The sequence below is a fragment of the Stenotrophomonas indicatrix genome (assembly GCF_002750975.1).
Taxonomy (GTDB): domain Bacteria; phylum Pseudomonadota; class Gammaproteobacteria; order Xanthomonadales; family Xanthomonadaceae; genus Stenotrophomonas; species Stenotrophomonas indicatrix.
Map to the genome: position 1 here is coordinate 698362 of NZ_PEJS01000001.1, position 14224 is coordinate 712585.

The 14224-nt window shown below is 66.9% G+C and carries 17 protein-coding genes; 4 read left to right on the top strand and 13 right to left on the bottom strand.

What is annotated here, in order from left to right:
* Positions 1–9 precede the first annotated feature (9 nt).
* Positions 10–717, top strand: a complete 708-nt coding sequence (locus CR918_RS03265; protein WP_025874035.1) for a YitT family protein — start codon at positions 10–12, stop codon at positions 715–717.
* A 74-nt stretch (positions 718–791) separates the two neighbouring features.
* Here the strand turns inward: CR918_RS03265 and CR918_RS03270 are convergent, their stop codons facing one another.
* Together CR918_RS03270 and CR918_RS03275 are read right to left on the bottom strand one after the other, a co-directional pair.
* Entirely contained in the window at positions 792–1337 is a 546-nt protein-coding gene (locus CR918_RS03270; RefSeq protein WP_099842040.1) for a DNA-3-methyladenine glycosylase I, read from the bottom strand.
* Positions 1334–3145: a DUF4153 domain-containing protein gene (locus tag CR918_RS03275; RefSeq protein ID WP_099842041.1), complete on the bottom strand. Its 1812-nt coding sequence runs from the start codon at positions 3143–3145 to the stop codon at positions 1334–1336. Before CR918_RS03275 ends, CR918_RS03270 begins: the two co-directional genes overlap by 4 nt.
* 81 nt (positions 3146–3226) lie before the next feature.
* On the opposite strand from CR918_RS03275, the gene CR918_RS03280 reads away from it, so the two are divergent.
* Genes CR918_RS03280 through CR918_RS03290 form a run of 3 tightly spaced genes read left to right on the top strand, consistent with a single transcriptional unit; the run spans position 3227 to position 5220 of the window.
* Positions 3227–3793 carry a YqgE/AlgH family protein gene (locus CR918_RS03280; protein ID WP_059063289.1) on the top strand — a complete coding sequence of 189 codons (567 nt, stop codon included), beginning with the start codon at positions 3227–3229 and terminating at the stop codon, positions 3791–3793.
* On the top strand, positions 3786–4253 hold the full coding sequence (gene ruvX, locus CR918_RS03285) for a Holliday junction resolvase RuvX (RefSeq protein ID WP_025874031.1): 468 nt from the start codon (positions 3786–3788) through the stop codon (positions 4251–4253). The genes CR918_RS03280 and ruvX overlap by 8 nt, the downstream gene beginning before the upstream one ends.
* Before the next feature lie 16 nt (positions 4254–4269).
* Positions 4270–5220, top strand: coding sequence for an aspartate carbamoyltransferase catalytic subunit (locus CR918_RS03290; RefSeq protein WP_059063291.1), 951 nt, complete (start codon positions 4270–4272; stop codon positions 5218–5220).
* Between the two features lie 81 nt (positions 5221–5301).
* Here the strand turns inward: CR918_RS03290 and CR918_RS03295 are convergent, their stop codons facing one another.
* From CR918_RS03295 to hpf, 11 genes are all read right to left on the bottom strand, one after another.
* Positions 5302–5793, bottom strand: a complete 492-nt coding sequence (locus CR918_RS03295; protein WP_099844219.1) for an REP-associated tyrosine transposase — start codon at positions 5791–5793, stop codon at positions 5302–5304.
* Between the two features lie 132 nt (positions 5794–5925).
* Positions 5926–6723 carry a carboxylesterase family protein gene (locus CR918_RS03300; protein ID WP_025874028.1) on the bottom strand — a complete coding sequence of 266 codons (798 nt, stop codon included), beginning with the start codon at positions 6721–6723 and terminating at the stop codon, positions 5926–5928.
* 70 nt (positions 6724–6793) lie between these two features.
* Complete coding sequence (locus CR918_RS03305; RefSeq protein ID WP_025874027.1) at positions 6794–7060, bottom strand: hypothetical protein; 267 nt, start codon at positions 7058–7060, stop codon at positions 6794–6796.
* 11 nt (positions 7061–7071) lie between these two features.
* On the bottom strand, positions 7072–8433 hold the full coding sequence (gene mgtE, locus CR918_RS03310) for a magnesium transporter (protein WP_025874026.1): 1362 nt from the start codon (positions 8431–8433) through the stop codon (positions 7072–7074).
* 281 nt (positions 8434–8714) lie between these two features.
* Entirely contained in the window at positions 8715–10484 is a 1770-nt protein-coding gene (gene ptsP / locus CR918_RS03315) for a phosphoenolpyruvate--protein phosphotransferase (RefSeq protein ID WP_099842042.1), read from the bottom strand.
* Positions 10485–10486: 2 nt separating this feature from the next.
* Positions 10487–10756, bottom strand: coding sequence for an HPr family phosphocarrier protein (locus tag CR918_RS03320; RefSeq protein WP_025874024.1), 270 nt, complete (start codon positions 10754–10756; stop codon positions 10487–10489).
* On the bottom strand, positions 10749–11141 hold the full coding sequence (locus CR918_RS03325; RefSeq protein ID WP_025874023.1) for a PTS sugar transporter subunit IIA: 393 nt from the start codon (positions 11139–11141) through the stop codon (positions 10749–10751). The genes CR918_RS03320 and CR918_RS03325 overlap by 8 nt, the downstream gene beginning before the upstream one ends.
* A 429-nt stretch (positions 11142–11570) precedes the next feature.
* Entirely contained in the window at positions 11571–12455 is an 885-nt protein-coding gene (gene rapZ, locus CR918_RS03330) for an RNase adapter RapZ (RefSeq protein ID WP_032951584.1), read from the bottom strand.
* A 28-nt stretch (positions 12456–12483) separates the two neighbouring features.
* A complete protein-coding gene (gene hprK, locus CR918_RS03335) occupies positions 12484–13434 on the bottom strand; it encodes an HPr(Ser) kinase/phosphatase (RefSeq protein ID WP_004147299.1) in 951 nt (316 codons plus the stop codon).
* On the bottom strand, positions 13431–13883 hold the full coding sequence (locus CR918_RS03340) for a PTS sugar transporter subunit IIA (protein ID WP_099842043.1): 453 nt from the start codon (positions 13881–13883) through the stop codon (positions 13431–13433). The genes hprK and CR918_RS03340 overlap by 4 nt, the downstream gene beginning before the upstream one ends.
* Positions 13884–13904: 21 nt before the next feature.
* Positions 13905–14222: a ribosome hibernation-promoting factor, HPF/YfiA family gene (hpf, locus tag CR918_RS03345; RefSeq protein ID WP_004147311.1), complete on the bottom strand. Its 318-nt coding sequence runs from the start codon at positions 14220–14222 to the stop codon at positions 13905–13907.
* Positions 14223–14224 lie beyond the last annotated feature (2 nt).

Sequence of the window (14224 nt, forward strand, 5' to 3'; positions counted from 1 at the left end):
CCCACCTGTATGTCCCTCCAATCCCATGGCCCGGCGCCGTGCGACGACGCTGACGGCCACCTGGTCACCGCTGGCCCGCTGACCCCGCCGCCCGATGTTGCCGGCACCCCCGCCGATGAGAAGGCGCTGCGCCACTCGGTCGCCGAGGACGTGCAGGGCATGGTGCTGGCCATGCTCGTGGCCTCACTGGGCCTGGCCATCTTCGCCAAGGGCGGGCTGATGATCGGCGGCATGGCCGGCATGGCCTTCCTGCTGCACTATTCGATGGGCTGGAACTTCGGCCTGGTGTTCGTGCTGGTCAACCTGCCGTTCTACTGGGTGGCCGTGCGCCGCATGGGCTGGGAATTCACCCTGAAGACGTTCGCAGCGGTCACCGCCTGCGGCCTGCTCACCGACATCCTGCCGCGCTGGGCGGACTTTTCGCATATCGCGCCGCTGTACTCGGCGCTGGTCGGGGGCGCGCTGTCCGGCCTGGGCATCCTGTTCTTCATCCGCCATCGCGCCAGCCTCGGCGGCATCGGCATCCTGGCGGTGTACCTGCAGCGCACCCGCGGCTGGAGCGCCGGCAAAGTGCAGATGTCCTTCGATGCGTGCCTGATGGTGGCCGCGTTCTTCGTGCTGTCGCCGTCCAAAGTGATGTACTCGGCCATCGGTGCGGTGGTACTCAGCCTGGTGCTGATGTTCAACCACCGCCCGGGCCGCTACATGGGCGTCTGATTCCGCATTCGGCGGATCGCCCGCCCAGGTGCCACGCGCCCCGGTAGCGCCGGGCCATGCCCGGCGGATGCGCATCAGCCGCGCGCTGCCTGTACCCACGGCGGTGCCAGCTTCAGCAGCGTTGCATGCACCGGGCAGTCCTCGGCATGCGCGCCCGGCAGGTAGCCCAGGCTCATCAGGAACTCGCCGGTGATCTCGCCACCGGTGAAGCGGAACGTCTTCTTGAACAGCTTCACCCAGTCGGCCTTGCTGCGCGGATGGTGTGCGTCCAGCCAGGCGGCGAAGCTGCCGTGGCTCTGGCGCAGCTGCTGGATCACTTGCGCGTTGTGGATCGCCGCCAGCACCTTCAAGCGGTTGCGGATGATGCCCGGGTTCGACAGCAGGCGCTCGATGTCCTGCTCGGCGTAGGCCGCCACGCGATCAACGTCGAACGCGTCATAGGCCGCGCGGAATCCCTCGCGCTTCTTCAGGATGGTCTCCCAGCTCAGGCCGGCCTGGTTGATCTCCAGCAGCAGGCGCTCGAACAGTTCACGCTCATCGCGCTGCGGGAAGCCATATTCATTGGCGTGGTAGTACTCGTGCACCGGATGGCCCGGGGCGATGCGGCAGTATCCGCTCATGGTGTGGCCGCCTCCGCGCGGTCGTCGCTGCGATCAATCTCCAGCTGGCCCGCCGCGCCGTCAAGCAGCAGCGTCGGCCAGCGCGGCGGCTGCATGGTCAGGCGGCCGTCGCGCAGGGCCTGCGGGGCCCCGTCCGAGGTGCGCTGGTCAACGTGCTGGAAGGAAACCTCACCCTCCTTTCTCCAGCCAGCCGGTTCACGCACGTGCAGCTGGCAGCGCGGACCGCTGTACAGACTGGTCATGCACAGCAGCACGTCGTCTTGGCCATCGCCGTCCAGATCACGGCGCAGGGTGACGCAGCGGTTGTCGCCGGTCTTGTCGTCGTCCAGGCAATCGCCCGCATCCAAGCGACGGTCCAGTACCGCCTGCCACCAGTCATCGGCTGGCGAGGCGGTGCCCTTGGCCTGCACGATCCGGGACTTCAGGCTGGCCAGGTCGCGCACGCCATCGTCGATGTCGTTATCCCAGCGTGACTCACGCTTCTGCCGGGCCAGGGCCTGCACGATGATGCTGGAGGCGCGGGTGTCGGCCGCCAATGACGGTGCTTTCTGCAGCGTGCGCAGCGCCTGCACACCTCGACGGCCCAGCTCGAAACGCAGCTGATTTGCGGCGTCCGCAGTCATCAACGCCGGATCGGCGCGCAGGCGCTTCATCTGGCTGGCCAGGGTGATGCGCACCGGGTCGATCACCGGCGAGATGGCCAGCAGTGCGGTTGCCAGCACGGCCCAGCACATCCAGCGGTTGACCGTCTCAAGCCGATGCAGCCAACGCCCGTGCCGGCGCAGTGCGGCGAAGGCGTAGCCGATGGCATATCCGGCAATCAGCACTGCCACCGCCACGCCCCAGAAGCGCGAGAGGGTCCAGCCGTACTGGCTGACCCGCAGGGACATCGCATACAGCGCCAGGCCGGCGTAGATCGGCAGTGCCAGCAGGCTGGCCTCGACCAGCCGGCGCAGCCATGCCGGGTAGGGCGGGGTGCCGTCGTCGTGCTGGTAGACCGCGTTGGCCAGGCTGATCAGCAGCACCGCCAGCACCAGCAGCAGGCTGGCGGCCGAACGCGTGGCCCACAGCGGCGCCAGCCCGGTGAACGGCAGCGACAGCACGAACAGCACCGCGATGAACGACAGCAATGGCAGCAGGCCGCGGCAGATCGCGAAGAGCACCTGGCGGGTGATCTGCATCGCGCGATGCTGGGTGCGCCCGATCAGCACGCCGAAGCCTGCCAGCATGCCGGTGGCCAAGGCGATGAAGGCATCGCTGCCGAACAGGACGTGGAAAAAGTCGACCTTGACCATCCGGAACAGCGCCGCCCACAGCCACAGCAGCAGCCAGGTCAAGCCGGTGAACACCGCCGCCAGCACCAGGGTCAGCCCGTTCTGCCAGGCGCGTTCGAACAACGCGCCATAGTCGGCCCGCCAATGTCCGGCATGCAGGCGGAACTGCCACCACGGCAGGGCAATGAACGTGGCAACGGCCAGGCAGATCGAGAGCGGAACCTGCAGCACGGCCGCATACAGCGCGGTTTCTCCGCTCAGGTTCCAGGCGGTCCAGGCGGCCAGTGCGAGGACCAGCAACGAGGCCAACCCGGCGTGCAGCCACAGGCGCCAGGCCTTCAGATCGACCAGCGTCAATGCCACTGCGGTGGGCACGGTCAATACCCAGGCATACCAGCAGTAGCGCCAGCCGATGTCCCGGAACGGCCATTGATCCGCCAGTTCCTGGGCCGCGAAAAGCATCAGCCCCTGCAGCAGCGCGATCAACACGATCATGCTGCGGGTGGGCCATGACAGCGTTGCATCCTGCTGCATCGGGTCGTCCTCCTTGCAAGAGCGCCATCCTAGCCCATCCCTTCGCGCCCGCATCCGGTCGCAGCGGTTAGAATGGCGCCCATGCCAGTAACGCCGACTTCCCTCGCCAATCACCTGCTCGTGGCGCTGCCGTCGCTGATCGACGCCACCTTCGCCCGCACCGTCGCGCTGATCTGCCAGCACGACGAGAACGGGGCAATGGGGGTGCTGGTCAACCAGCCGTCCGAGTACACCCTGGGCGAAGTGCTTGCGCAGATGGATATCGCTACCGGCGATGGCGTCCTGCAGGCGCGTCCGGTGCTCAATGGCGGACCGGTGCATCCCGAGCGTGGCTTCGTCATCCATGACGACGCGCGCGCGTGGGATTCCAGCCTCGTCGTCGGTGAGGGCCTGTACCTGACCACCTCGCGTGACATCCTCGAGGCGATGGCGCGTGGCGAAGGTCCGGCCAATGCCGTGGTCACCCTGGGCTGCGCGGGCTGGAGTGCCGGCCAGCTGGAAAGCGAACTGTCCGAAAACAGCTGGCTGACCGTGCCGGCCGATGCCGAACTGGTGTTCCAGCTGCCGCTGGAACAGCGCTGGCAGGGCGCCGCGTCGCGCATTGGCGTCGATCTGTTCCGGCTGACCGATTACAGCGGCCATGTCTGAGCCGGCCCTCATCCGTCGCGATGGCACCGTACTCGGTTTCGATGTCGGCTCGCGCCGGATCGGCGTGGCGATCGGCAGTGCCTTCGCCGCGCATGCACGCGCGGTGGCCGTGGTCGATGTGCACGGCAATGGCCCCGACTGGGCGGCGATCGAACGCCTGCTCAAGGAATGGAAGCCCGATGGCCTGGTGGTCGGCGATCCGCTGACCCTGGACGGCCAGGACCAGCCCAACCGCAAGCGCGCGCAGGGCTTTGCCCGCCAGCTGCGGGAACGTTTCAAGCTGCCGGTGGTGATGATCGACGAGCGTTCCAGCTCGGTCGAGGCCGCCCGCCGCTTCGCCGTCGAGCGCGCCGAAGGGCGCAAGCGTCGCCGCGACGCGGCTGCGCTCGATGCCGTGGCTGCGGCGGTGATCATCGACCGCTGGTTGTCGTCGCCGGACGACGCCATTCCCATTCCCTGACGATACGAACCCCGCCATGACCGCCCAGCAACTCGATGACTCCGGCCGCCTGCGCCACCTGTTGACGCTTGAAGGTCTTCCCCGCGACACCCTGGTGCAACTGCTCGACCGCGCTGGCCAGATCCGCGATGCCGCGGTCGGCCGTGTCGGCAACAAGCGCCACGTGCTGGGCGGATCGGCGGTGTGCACGTTGTTCTTCGAACCCTCCACCCGTACCCGCAGCTCGTTCCATCTGGCGGCGCAGCGGCTGGGTGCGGACGTGCTGAACTTCGACGCCTCCACCTCGTCCACGCGCAAGGGCGAAACCGCCTGCGACACGCTGAAGAACCTGGAAGCGATGGGCGTGCGTGGTTTCATCGTTCGCCACCCCGATGACGGCGCCGTGGCGGCGCTGGCTGCGGTGGCGGGCGAGGGCACCGCGCTGGTCAATGCCGGCGACGGCCGCAGCTCGCACCCGACCCAGGGGCTGCTGGACATGCTGACCCTGCGCCAGGCCAAGGGCCCGGACTTCTCGAAGATGAAGGTGGTGATCGTCGGTGACGTCAAGCACTCACGCGTGGCCCGCACCGACCTGCATGCCCTGCGCACGCTGGGCGTGGGCGAGATCCGCGTATGCGGCCCGCAGTCGCTGCTGCCTGACGACGACACCCTCAAGGGCTGCGTGGTCGGTGATGATTTCGACGCGATGCTGGAAGGCGTCGACGCGCTGATGATGTTGCGCCTGCAGCGCGAGCGCATGGAAGAAGGCCTGGTGCCGTCGCTGGAGCAGTACCACGCACAGTACGGCCTGAACACCGCACGCCTGGCCCGCGCCGGCAAGGACGCAGCCGTGCTGCACCCGGGCCCGATCAACCGCGGCGTGGAAGTGACCGATGAAGTGGCCGACGGCCCGCAGTCGTGGGTGCTGCGCCAGGTCGCCAACGGCGTCGCCGTACGCATGGCCGTGCTGGAAACCCTGCTGGGTTGATTGCCTCCGATTGCTGCGTTGGTGGGTGCCAACCTGGGTTGGCACGTACACTGCTTTGGTAGATGCCAACCTTGGTTGGCACTATCCGTCCGTGCTGAATGCCTCCGGTCGATCACCCAAGGCCTCAAGCTCCCACTCGCACCATGCGTGCCGATACTGCCCCAACTGCGTCGTCAGACCCGCCCTGATCGGATTGCCCATCAGGTACATCGCATGCCGGTACAACGATTCGTCCGAGCGGATCGCATGATCGTGGTAGCAGGCCTGCCAGAAGCGCCCGCCCCTTCCCAACAACCGGTTTGCCTGCTGCGCCGTGCGCGATTTGAAGCGCTTCATGACGGTTTCCAGTGTTCCCGCGCGTAGTTCGAGCAGCCAGTGGATGTGATCGGGCATGACCACGTAGGCGATCGAGCGGGTGAAGCCTTCCTGATCCAGCCTCTGGAATTCCTGGATTGCCAGGGCTGCGGCAGCGTCTTTGGCGAACAGGGGCGCGCGGCAATCCACGACGGTAGTCAGGATGTAGCTGAGGCCGATGCTGGAGCGACGGCCGAGCAGGAGGCGGACGTTTTGCATGGCGCAAGCTTGGGCGGACATGCTTGCGACGGACATCGGGGAACGGCTTGATCTTGGGTAGGCTGGTGCCAACCAAGGTTGGCATCTACCAGAATGGGGCCAACCAAGGTTGGCCTCTACCGGAGCAAGCGCTCAGCGCTTCTGGGCGAACAGCCACGCCCACATCGCCGCGTCGGCGTAGGTGGCATCCCAGGCATTGTGGTTGCCTTCCGCGTACTCGGTATAGCGCACGTCGCGCGCGCCGGCGGTCTGGAACGCGGCATGCAGCCGGCGATCATCATCCGGTGGCACCACATCATCCAGCGCGCCGTGGAAGATCCAGATCGGGGTGCGCTGCAACCGTTGCGCGATCACCGCATAGGGATCCGCTTCGTTCGCCACCTGCTCGACGAACAGGGTAGGGCGTACCGCACGTGGTGCCAGCACCGCACCGCAGACCGGTACGATCGCGGCAAAGCGTTTCGGATCGTCCAGCGCGATGTTCCAGCTGCCATAGCCGCCCATCGACATTCCGGTCAGGTACTGCCTTGCCGGGTCAGCGCCGAACTCGGCGATCGTGGCGTCCAGTGCCGCAATCGCCACGCGGTTGTTGCGGCCGCTCCATTCCTCGTCGCCGGGAACCTGCGGAAACACCGCCAGCGCGGGGAAGTCGGCCGCGTGCCGACGCAGGTACGGGCCCAGGCCTGCGTGGGTCTGCTTCACGCCATCGCCGCCGCGCTCGCCGGAGCCGTGCAGGAACAGCACCACCGGCAGCGGACCAGCCGCGCGCGCGGCAGCGGCTGGGATGAACACCTGGTAGTAGGCGGTGTCGCCGTCCACCTTCACCGCGCGTGCCTCGAAGTGGCCGCGGGCACCGGGCGGCGTACTGGCACACCCGGTCAACATCAGCAGGGCCAGCAGCGGCAGCCAGCGCAGAAGCGATCGAAGCATGGCGGTTCCCATGAGGGCGATGTCGCCTCGATGGTAGTGCGCTGCGGCCGGCCCGGCATCGTGCGCCGCATCACTGCGGGCGCGGGAAGCTGGCGATGATCTCCAGCTGCTCCTGCGCTTCGGCATTGCCGCCTGCGGCCGCGGCCTGCACCTGCGCCATGTCCGGGTGTAGCACCACCAGCAACGGGTTCTCGCACACCGGGCACACATACTCGGTGGCGTCCTCGTCCAGTTCCATCACCATTGCCCGCGAACTGCCTTTCCACTCGCAGGCGGCACAGGTGTGAAGCTGGTCGCGCCAACCCGGCGCAAAGTAGTTTTCGATCGTCGTTGCCATGGCAGTTCCAGTCAGTGCAGCAGGACCATGGTGGCCAGGCCGAGGAAAGTAAAGAAGCCCATCGAGTCGGTCACCGCTGTCAGGAAGATGCCGCTGGCCAGCGCCGGATCGAAGCCGAAGCGCTTCAGGCCCAGGGGCACCAGCACGCCGGCAAGCGCCGCGAACAACAGGTTGCAGGTCAGCGCGATGGCGATCACGGCCGAGAGCCCGGGCGAGTGGAACCAGGCGAGCACGATCAGGCCCAGCACCGAGCCGAGCACCACGCCATTGAGCAGGGCCACCCGCACTTCCTTCCACAGCAGCGTGCGTGCGTTGGAGCTGCCGACCTGGCCCAGTGCCAGGCCGCGCACCATCAGCGCCAGCACCTGGGTGCCGGCGTTGCCGCCGAGGCCAGCGACGATCGGCATCAACACCGCCAGGGCGACCAGCTTGTCGATGGTGCCCTCGAAGTGGCCGACCACGCTGGAGGCCAGGAAGGCTGTGCACAGATTCACCGACAGCCACATCAAGCGGCGGCGCATCGCGCGCCAGACCGGGCTGAACAGGTCCTCGTCCTCGTCCAGGCCGGCGGCGCCCAGCGCCTGGTGCTCGGCCTGGCCACGGATGATGTCGACCACGTCATCGATGGTGATGCGGCCGATCAGGATGTTGTTGTCATCCACCACCGGCGCCGAGATCCAGTCATGGTCGGAGAACTGCCGCGCCACTTCCTGGTCGCTTTCGCCGACATCGATGGCAGGCTGCTCATCGTCGATCAGGCGGTTGATCGGGGTGGTGTCTTCGTGGGTCACCAGCGAGGCCAGCGACACCCGGCCCAGGTACTGGTGGCGGCGGCTGACCACGAACAGGTGATCGGTGTGGTCCGGCAGTTCGCCGCGCAGGCGCAGGTAGCGCAGCACCACATCGACGTTGACGTCGGCGCGTACCGTCACCACGTCCGGGTTCATCAGGCGGCCGGCGCTGTCCTCGGGGTAGGACAGCACCTGCTCCAGGCGCTCGCGGTTCTCGCGGTCCATCGACTTGAGGACTTCGTCGATGACCGTGTCCGGCAGGTCTTCAACCAGGTCGGCCAGATCGTCGATGTCGAGGTCTTCGACCGCGGCGATGATTTCGTCCGGGTCCATGTCCGCGAGCAGGCTTTCGCGCACGTCGTCGCCGACGTGGACCAGCACCTCGCCATCGTCTTCCGGATCGACCAGGCCCCAGACGATCTCGCGTTTGCCCGGTGGCAGCGATTCGAGCAGGTTGCCGATCTCGGCCGGCGCCAGGGTATTGACCAGACGGCGTACCGGGCCCAGCCGACCGCTGTCCAGTGCATCGGACAGCATCCGCAACTGGCGCGCAGTCTTGTCGTGGCGTACGGCCTCAGCCATCGCAGCTCCCGCGGGATAAGAAAAGCCGCGATCCTGGCAAGGATGCGGCAACAGGGGTGTTCAGCGCGTCATTATCGCAAGGGGATGTTTCAGCGCATACCCCGCTGGCCACAGGCCATTGGGGTCCACGCATGCCACCTCATCCCCCGCCTGTCGGCGCGCTCCTTGAACAACAAGGGGCTGCTGCCCCAGATCGAATCCGCCGGGCATGGCCCGGCGCTACCAAAGGTGGCACGCGGCGGTAGCGCCGGGCCGTGCCCGGCAAGCGCGTAGCGCGGGGGTCAGGACGCGTCCGCCACAAGCGCCAGCCAGCGCTCGATGCCGCGGCGGTCACGCATGCCCAGCAGCTTCGGTGCGCGGGCGCGCAAGGCACCGAGATCCGCATCACGGACCGCCCGGCGGACTTCCAGCAGGGTGCCCGGGTGCAGGCTGAACTCGGTCAGGCCCAGCGCCAGCAGCAGCGGGGTCATCCGTGCGTCGCCGGCGATTTCGCCGCATACCGCTACCGGAATGCGATGGCGTGCGCCGGTCTCGATCACCATCTGCAGCAGGCGCAGCACGGCCGGATGCAGCGGCGAATACAGTTCGCCCAGTGCTTCGTTGTTGCGGTCGGCGGCCAGCAGGTACTGCACCAGATCGTTGGTGCCGATCGACAGGAAGTCGACCAGGTCGATGAAACTCTCCAGCGCCAGCGCGGCGGCGGGTACTTCGATCATCGCACCCAGTGGCACATGCTCGGCCACCATGTGGCCCTCGGCGCGCAGTTGCTCGCCCAGTTTCAGCATGCGCCGGCGCACCGCCAGCAGTTCGTCGCGGGTGCTGACCATGGGCACCAGCACGCGCAGCTTGCCGTAGGCCGAGGCACGCAGGATCGCGCGCATCTGGGTGTCGGCCACCTTGGGCCGCGCCAGCGACAGGCGCACGCCGCGCAGGCCCAGCGCCGGGTTTTCCTCGTTGCTCAGGGTCAGGCCGGTGCGGTCGGCCTTGTCTGCACCCAGGTCGAGGGTGCGGATGGTCACCGGCCGGCCACTCATGCCCAGCGCCGCATCGCGGTAGGTCTGGAACTGTTCTTCTTCGTCCGGCAGCTCGTTGCGCTGCAGGAACAGGAATTCGGTGCGGTACAGGCCCAGGCCATGGGCGCCCAGCGCATGCGCCTGGGTCACATCTTCCAGCGATTCGGCGTTGGCCAGCAGTGCGATGTCGACGTGGTCGCGGGTACGGCTGGGCTTGCTGCGCAGGCGGCCAAGCTCGCGCTGCTCGCGTGCGTGCTCCTTCAGGCGCGCCCGGTAATCACGCAGGTTATCGGCCTGCGGGTTGACGGTGATGCTGCCGTCGGCGCCATCGATGATCAGCACGTCGCCGTCGATCACCTTGTTCAGCAGCTGCGGCACGCTGACGATCAACGGCAGGTGCAGGCTGCGGGCAAGGATCGCACTGTGCGAAAGCGCGCTGCCAGCGCTGGTGACGATGCCGACCACGCCATGCGATTGCAGCTGGGCCAGCTCGGAAGGGGCGATGTTGTCGCAGACCAGGATTTCGCCGGCCAGGCCCTTCACCACTGCGGGCCGTTCCGGCTGCAGGAACGCGTGGATGCGCCCGATCACATGGTCGAGATCGTCCATGCGGCTCTTCAGGTAGGCATCGTCCATGCCGTCGAAGACTTTGGCCAGGCGGTCGCGCTGCAGGCGCAGTGCGTAGCCGGCACTGTAGGGGCCGCTGCGGATCAGTTCGTCCAGGCCGAACAGCAGTTCGGGATCGTCCAGCAGCAGTGCATGCAGGTCGAGGAACTCGCCCACTTCCTGGTTCAGCGCGCCATGCAGGCGCTGGCGCAGCTCGTGCATCTCCGTGCGCGCCGCGTCCACGGCGCGATGCAGGCGTGCCAGCTCGGATTCAACCTGGGAGGGGGCGACGCGCTGTTCGGCCACTTCCAGTGCATGCGGCAGGCGCACGCGGGCGCGGCCCATTGCCGTGCCGCGGGCGGCGCCGTGGCCGGCCAGCAGCTGTACCGGCCGTTGGCCGGTAGGGGTTTGGCCGGCGCGCGCGCGCGGCACGCTCAGTTGTCCTCGTCGAAGCGACGCTCGAACAGGTCGACCACCGCATCCATCGCGGCGACTTCGTCTTCGCCGTTGATGCGGATGGTGACCGGCGTGCCTTGCCCGGCCGCCAGCAGCATCACGCCCATGATGCTCTTGGCGTTGATCTCACGGCCCTTGGCGGCCATGGTCACGTTGCAGCGGAACGGCGCCAGGGTCTGCACCAGCTTGGCGGTGGCCCGGGCATGCAGGCCCAGGCGGTTGCTCACAGTGAGTTCTCGTTCAAGCATCGTCGACTATCGCTCCATTACGGGTGCCCGCCGCCGCAGTGGCGGGCAGTTGATCCAGTCCCTGTTCCGGATAATTCATCACCCGCAGCAACATCGGCAGACTCAGCGCCGACACCCGGCGAACCGGGGTCCCCAACCGGGCCAGCTGCCCGGCAAGGTTGGCAGGACTGGCGCCGTACAGGTCGGTCAGGATCAGCACGCCATCGCCCCCATCGACCCGCCGCAGAGCGGCCGAGGCGAGCGGGAGCAGAGCATCCAGGTCTGCGTCGAACGGTACTTCGAAAGCTTCGGTCTTCAGCGGCAACTGCCGCAGAAGCCGGGTCGCCACGTCGAGCAGGGCGATCCCGACCCCAGGATGTGTTACGAGGAGAATGCCACAGGTCATTACTGCACGTTAACAGGTCAAGGTGAATTGGCGATAGCAGCAGGAGAGGGGCACTGTGTCCCGTATTCAGCGTTGTTCGGGTCAGGGCCCTTTTTCATTGAAAAAGGGATCCGACTCCATCCGTTTTTTCGATGCCTGACAGAGATTCATCCACGCATGGCGTGGATCTACCGTGTCGACCAAGGTCGACACCTACCCACAGTGCAACTCCGACCCGCCGCGATCTGTCAGAGGCGGGGCGGTGTGGGGGTGCAGGACCGTTGGCGCCATGGATGGCGCCATCGAGCCCCCAAGGATGGGTTTACGGCGTGTCCTGCGCGCCCACACCGCCTCGCCATCCAAGGGAATCCGATGTTGCTGTTGCTTCGGCTGTTGCTGTTGACGTTGCCGTGGTTTCTGCGGGTGCCGGGCGCAGCCCGGCCGACCCCCTCAATCCTGTTCGCGGTGGTACGTCGCCACGTCTTCCCAGCCCATCTCACGCGCATGGCGGGCCAGGCGTTCGGCCAGGAACACCGAGCGGTGCTTGCCGCCGGTGCAACCGAAGGCCACCGTCACATAGCTGCGGGTGCCATCGCCCAGCTTGGGCAGCCAGGTATCCAGGAAATCCATCAGCTGCGCCAGGTAGCGCTGCACATCCGGCTGCGCCTCCAGGTAGTCGCGCACGCCGGGTTCGCGGCCGCTCAACGCACGCAGTTCCGGATCCCAATGCGGGTTGGGCAGCACGCGCGCGTCGAACACGAAGTCGGCCTCGGCCGGCACGCCACGCTTGTAGGCGAACGATTCAAACAGCAGCGACAGGCGGCTGGCATGGCCCATCGCAAATTCAGTGATGATCCGGCGCCGCAGCTGGTGCACGTTCAACGCACTGGTATCGATCACCGCATCGGCTTCGCGGCGCAGCGGCGCGATCAGCTCGCGCTCACGGGCAATCGCTTCGGGCAGCGACAGGCCCAGCTGGCTCAGCGGGTGCCGGCGGCGGGTGTCGGCGTAGCGCTTGAGCACCGTTTCATCGCTGGCCTCGAAAAACAGCACCTTGGCGTCGACGCCGGCATCGGTGGCCAGCTGCCGCCAGCTGGACAACTGGGTCAGGTCGCTCTGCCCACGCACGTCGATGCCCACCGCCAACCGGCGCGATGCCGCGCCGTCATGGTGACTCAGCACATTGCGCACGAAATCCGGCAGCAGCTGGATCGGCAGGTTGTCCGAACAGTAGTAGTCCTGGTCCTCGAAGGTCTTCAGGGCGACGGATTTACCCGAGCCGGACAGGCCACTGACGATGATCAGGGTCGGGGCGGTGGGAATGACGGTGCTCATGGACGGGCTCTTCGAAGGACAGGGGGGGTCAGGGCGTTCGCCGTTCCAGCAGGTTGCTGTGGCGGGCGATGAACATCGCCGCCGGGTCGATACCCTTGGTACGCAGAATGTGCAGGCGGGTGGCCGCCTCGGTCAGGACGGCCAGGTTGCGGCCGGGCATCACCGGCAGGGTGATCAGCGGCACGTCCAGGTCCAGCACGTGGCGTGTGCCCGAGTCGCCGGTCAGGCGCTCGTAACCATGGGGGGTGGGCTCGGTCATCGGCTTGGTCAGGTGGACGATCAGCCGAAGGTACTTGTTCTTCTTTACAGCGGTGTCGCCAAACATCTCGCGCACGTTCAGCACGCCCAGGCCGCGCACTTCCAGCAGGTCCTGCAGCAGTTCCGGGCAGGTGCCATCGAGCACGTCGGGGGCGATCTGGGTGAACTCGGGGGCGTCGTCGGCCACCAGGCGGTGACCGCGGCTCAGCAGTTCCAGGGCCAGCTCGCTCTTGCCTGATCCCGCTTCACCGGTGATCAGCACGCCGATGGAGTAGATCTCCATGAACACGCCATGCAGGATCACCCGCGGCGCCAGCGTCCGGGCCAGGTGGTAGGACAGATGGTTGAGCAGTTCGTGGCCGCGCTTGGGTGACAACCACAGCGGCGTGCCGGATTCATCGGCGGCCGCGCGCAGGTCTTCCGGGCACGGCTGGTTGCGGGTCAGCACCAGTGCCAGCGGATGCGACTGCATGATCTTTTCGATGGTTTCCCAGCGCTGGCGTGGTTCCAGCGCGTCCAGCCAAGACAGTTCCTCGGTACCGAGTATCTGCACCTTGTTGGGATAGATCGCATTGAGATAGCCGGCCAGCGAAGGGCGTCGCGAAACCGTATTGCCGGCCTCCAGCTCGCGCTTCTCGCCGGATTTGCCCGCTGCCCAACGCAGGCCGAGCCGCTCTCGCTGCTGTTCGAACAGTTCGCGGGCAGTGATGCTGGTATTCATGCGGCGCTCGCCGGTGGGGTCAGGTCCAGGGCCTGGCGCAGCTCCCGTGCATCACCGGCCTCGCGCAGCGCCTGGCGGATGCAGGGCGCGGAAAACAGCTCGGCCAGCTCGGACAGCAGCATCAGGTGTTGATGGGTGTAGTGGGTGGGAACGGCCATGGCGAATACCAGGTCCACCGGCTCGTCACCACCGAAATCGACCGGGGTCTGCAGGCGCAGCAGCGCGCCACGGGGGCGATCCAGGGTCGGCGCACGACCATGCGGGATGGCGATGCCGTAGCCGATCGCGGTACTGCCCAACGCCTCGCGCTGGCACAGGTTGAGATAGATCTGTTCGGCGTTGGCCTGGCGGCAGGCCAGCAATCCGGCCGCGGCCTGCAGGACGCTGTCGCGGTCGGTGGCCGTGCAGAGCTGGGTCTGCACGGCCGCCAGGAGGTCAGTCAGGGGCATGTCTGCGGGGAGCGGTGGCGATCAGCCACCATTGTCGCCCACCGGCAGCGGTGCGTGCTGCTGTTTTTTCTCCTTGTGCTTGATCACCAGGCGGTCAAGCTTGTCCGCCAGCAGGTCGATCGCCGCATACATGGTCTGCGCATTGGCTTCAGCGTGCAGGGTCTGACCCGGAATATTGAGGCTGGCATCGACGTGGTGTTCAGTCTTCTGCAGCTTGAGCGTCACCCGCGCTTCGCAGTGCTGGTCGAAGTGTTTGCCGATCCGGGCCAGCTTCTCCTCTACATAGGACTGCAGGGCCGGGGTGACTTCGACATCTTTGCCAAACGTTTCGATGCGCATCG

What these genes read in the sequence shown, in the direction of transcription:
- CR918_RS03265 (WP_025874035.1), top strand. Translation starts at nt 10, where the DNA reads ATGTCCCTCCAATCCCATGGCCCGGCGCCGTGCGACGACGCTGACGGC.
- CR918_RS03270 (WP_099842040.1), bottom strand. Translation starts at nt 1,337, where the DNA reads ATGAGCGGATACTGCCGCATCGCCCCGGGCCATCCGGTGCACGAGTAC.
- CR918_RS03275 (WP_099842041.1), bottom strand. Translation starts at nt 3,145, where the DNA reads ATGCAGCAGGATGCAACGCTGTCATGGCCCACCCGCAGCATGATCGTG.
- CR918_RS03280 (WP_059063289.1), top strand. Translation starts at nt 3,227, where the DNA reads ATGCCAGTAACGCCGACTTCCCTCGCCAATCACCTGCTCGTGGCGCTG.
- ruvX (WP_025874031.1), top strand. Translation starts at nt 3,786, where the DNA reads ATGTCTGAGCCGGCCCTCATCCGTCGCGATGGCACCGTACTCGGTTTC.
- CR918_RS03290 (WP_059063291.1), top strand. Translation starts at nt 4,270, where the DNA reads ATGACCGCCCAGCAACTCGATGACTCCGGCCGCCTGCGCCACCTGTTG.
- CR918_RS03295 (WP_099844219.1), bottom strand. Translation starts at nt 5,793, where the DNA reads ATGCAAAACGTCCGCCTCCTGCTCGGCCGTCGCTCCAGCATCGGCCTC.
- CR918_RS03300 (WP_025874028.1), bottom strand. Translation starts at nt 6,723, where the DNA reads ATGCTTCGATCGCTTCTGCGCTGGCTGCCGCTGCTGGCCCTGCTGATG.
- CR918_RS03305 (WP_025874027.1), bottom strand. Translation starts at nt 7,060, where the DNA reads ATGGCAACGACGATCGAAAACTACTTTGCGCCGGGTTGGCGCGACCAG.
- mgtE (WP_025874026.1), bottom strand. Translation starts at nt 8,433, where the DNA reads ATGGCTGAGGCCGTACGCCACGACAAGACTGCGCGCCAGTTGCGGATG.
- CR918_RS03320 (WP_025874024.1), bottom strand. Translation starts at nt 10,756, where the DNA reads ATGCTTGAACGAGAACTCACTGTGAGCAACCGCCTGGGCCTGCATGCC.
- CR918_RS03325 (WP_025874023.1), bottom strand. Translation starts at nt 11,141, where the DNA reads ATGACCTGTGGCATTCTCCTCGTAACACATCCTGGGGTCGGGATCGCC.
- rapZ (WP_032951584.1), bottom strand. Translation starts at nt 12,455, where the DNA reads ATGAGCACCGTCATTCCCACCGCCCCGACCCTGATCATCGTCAGTGGC.
- hprK (WP_004147299.1), bottom strand. Translation starts at nt 13,434, where the DNA reads ATGAATACCAGCATCACTGCCCGCGAACTGTTCGAACAGCAGCGAGAG.
- CR918_RS03340 (WP_099842043.1), bottom strand. Translation starts at nt 13,883, where the DNA reads ATGCCCCTGACTGACCTCCTGGCGGCCGTGCAGACCCAGCTCTGCACG.
- hpf (WP_004147311.1), bottom strand. Translation starts at nt 14,222, where the DNA reads ATGCGCATCGAAACGTTTGGCAAAGATGTCGAAGTCACCCCGGCCCTG.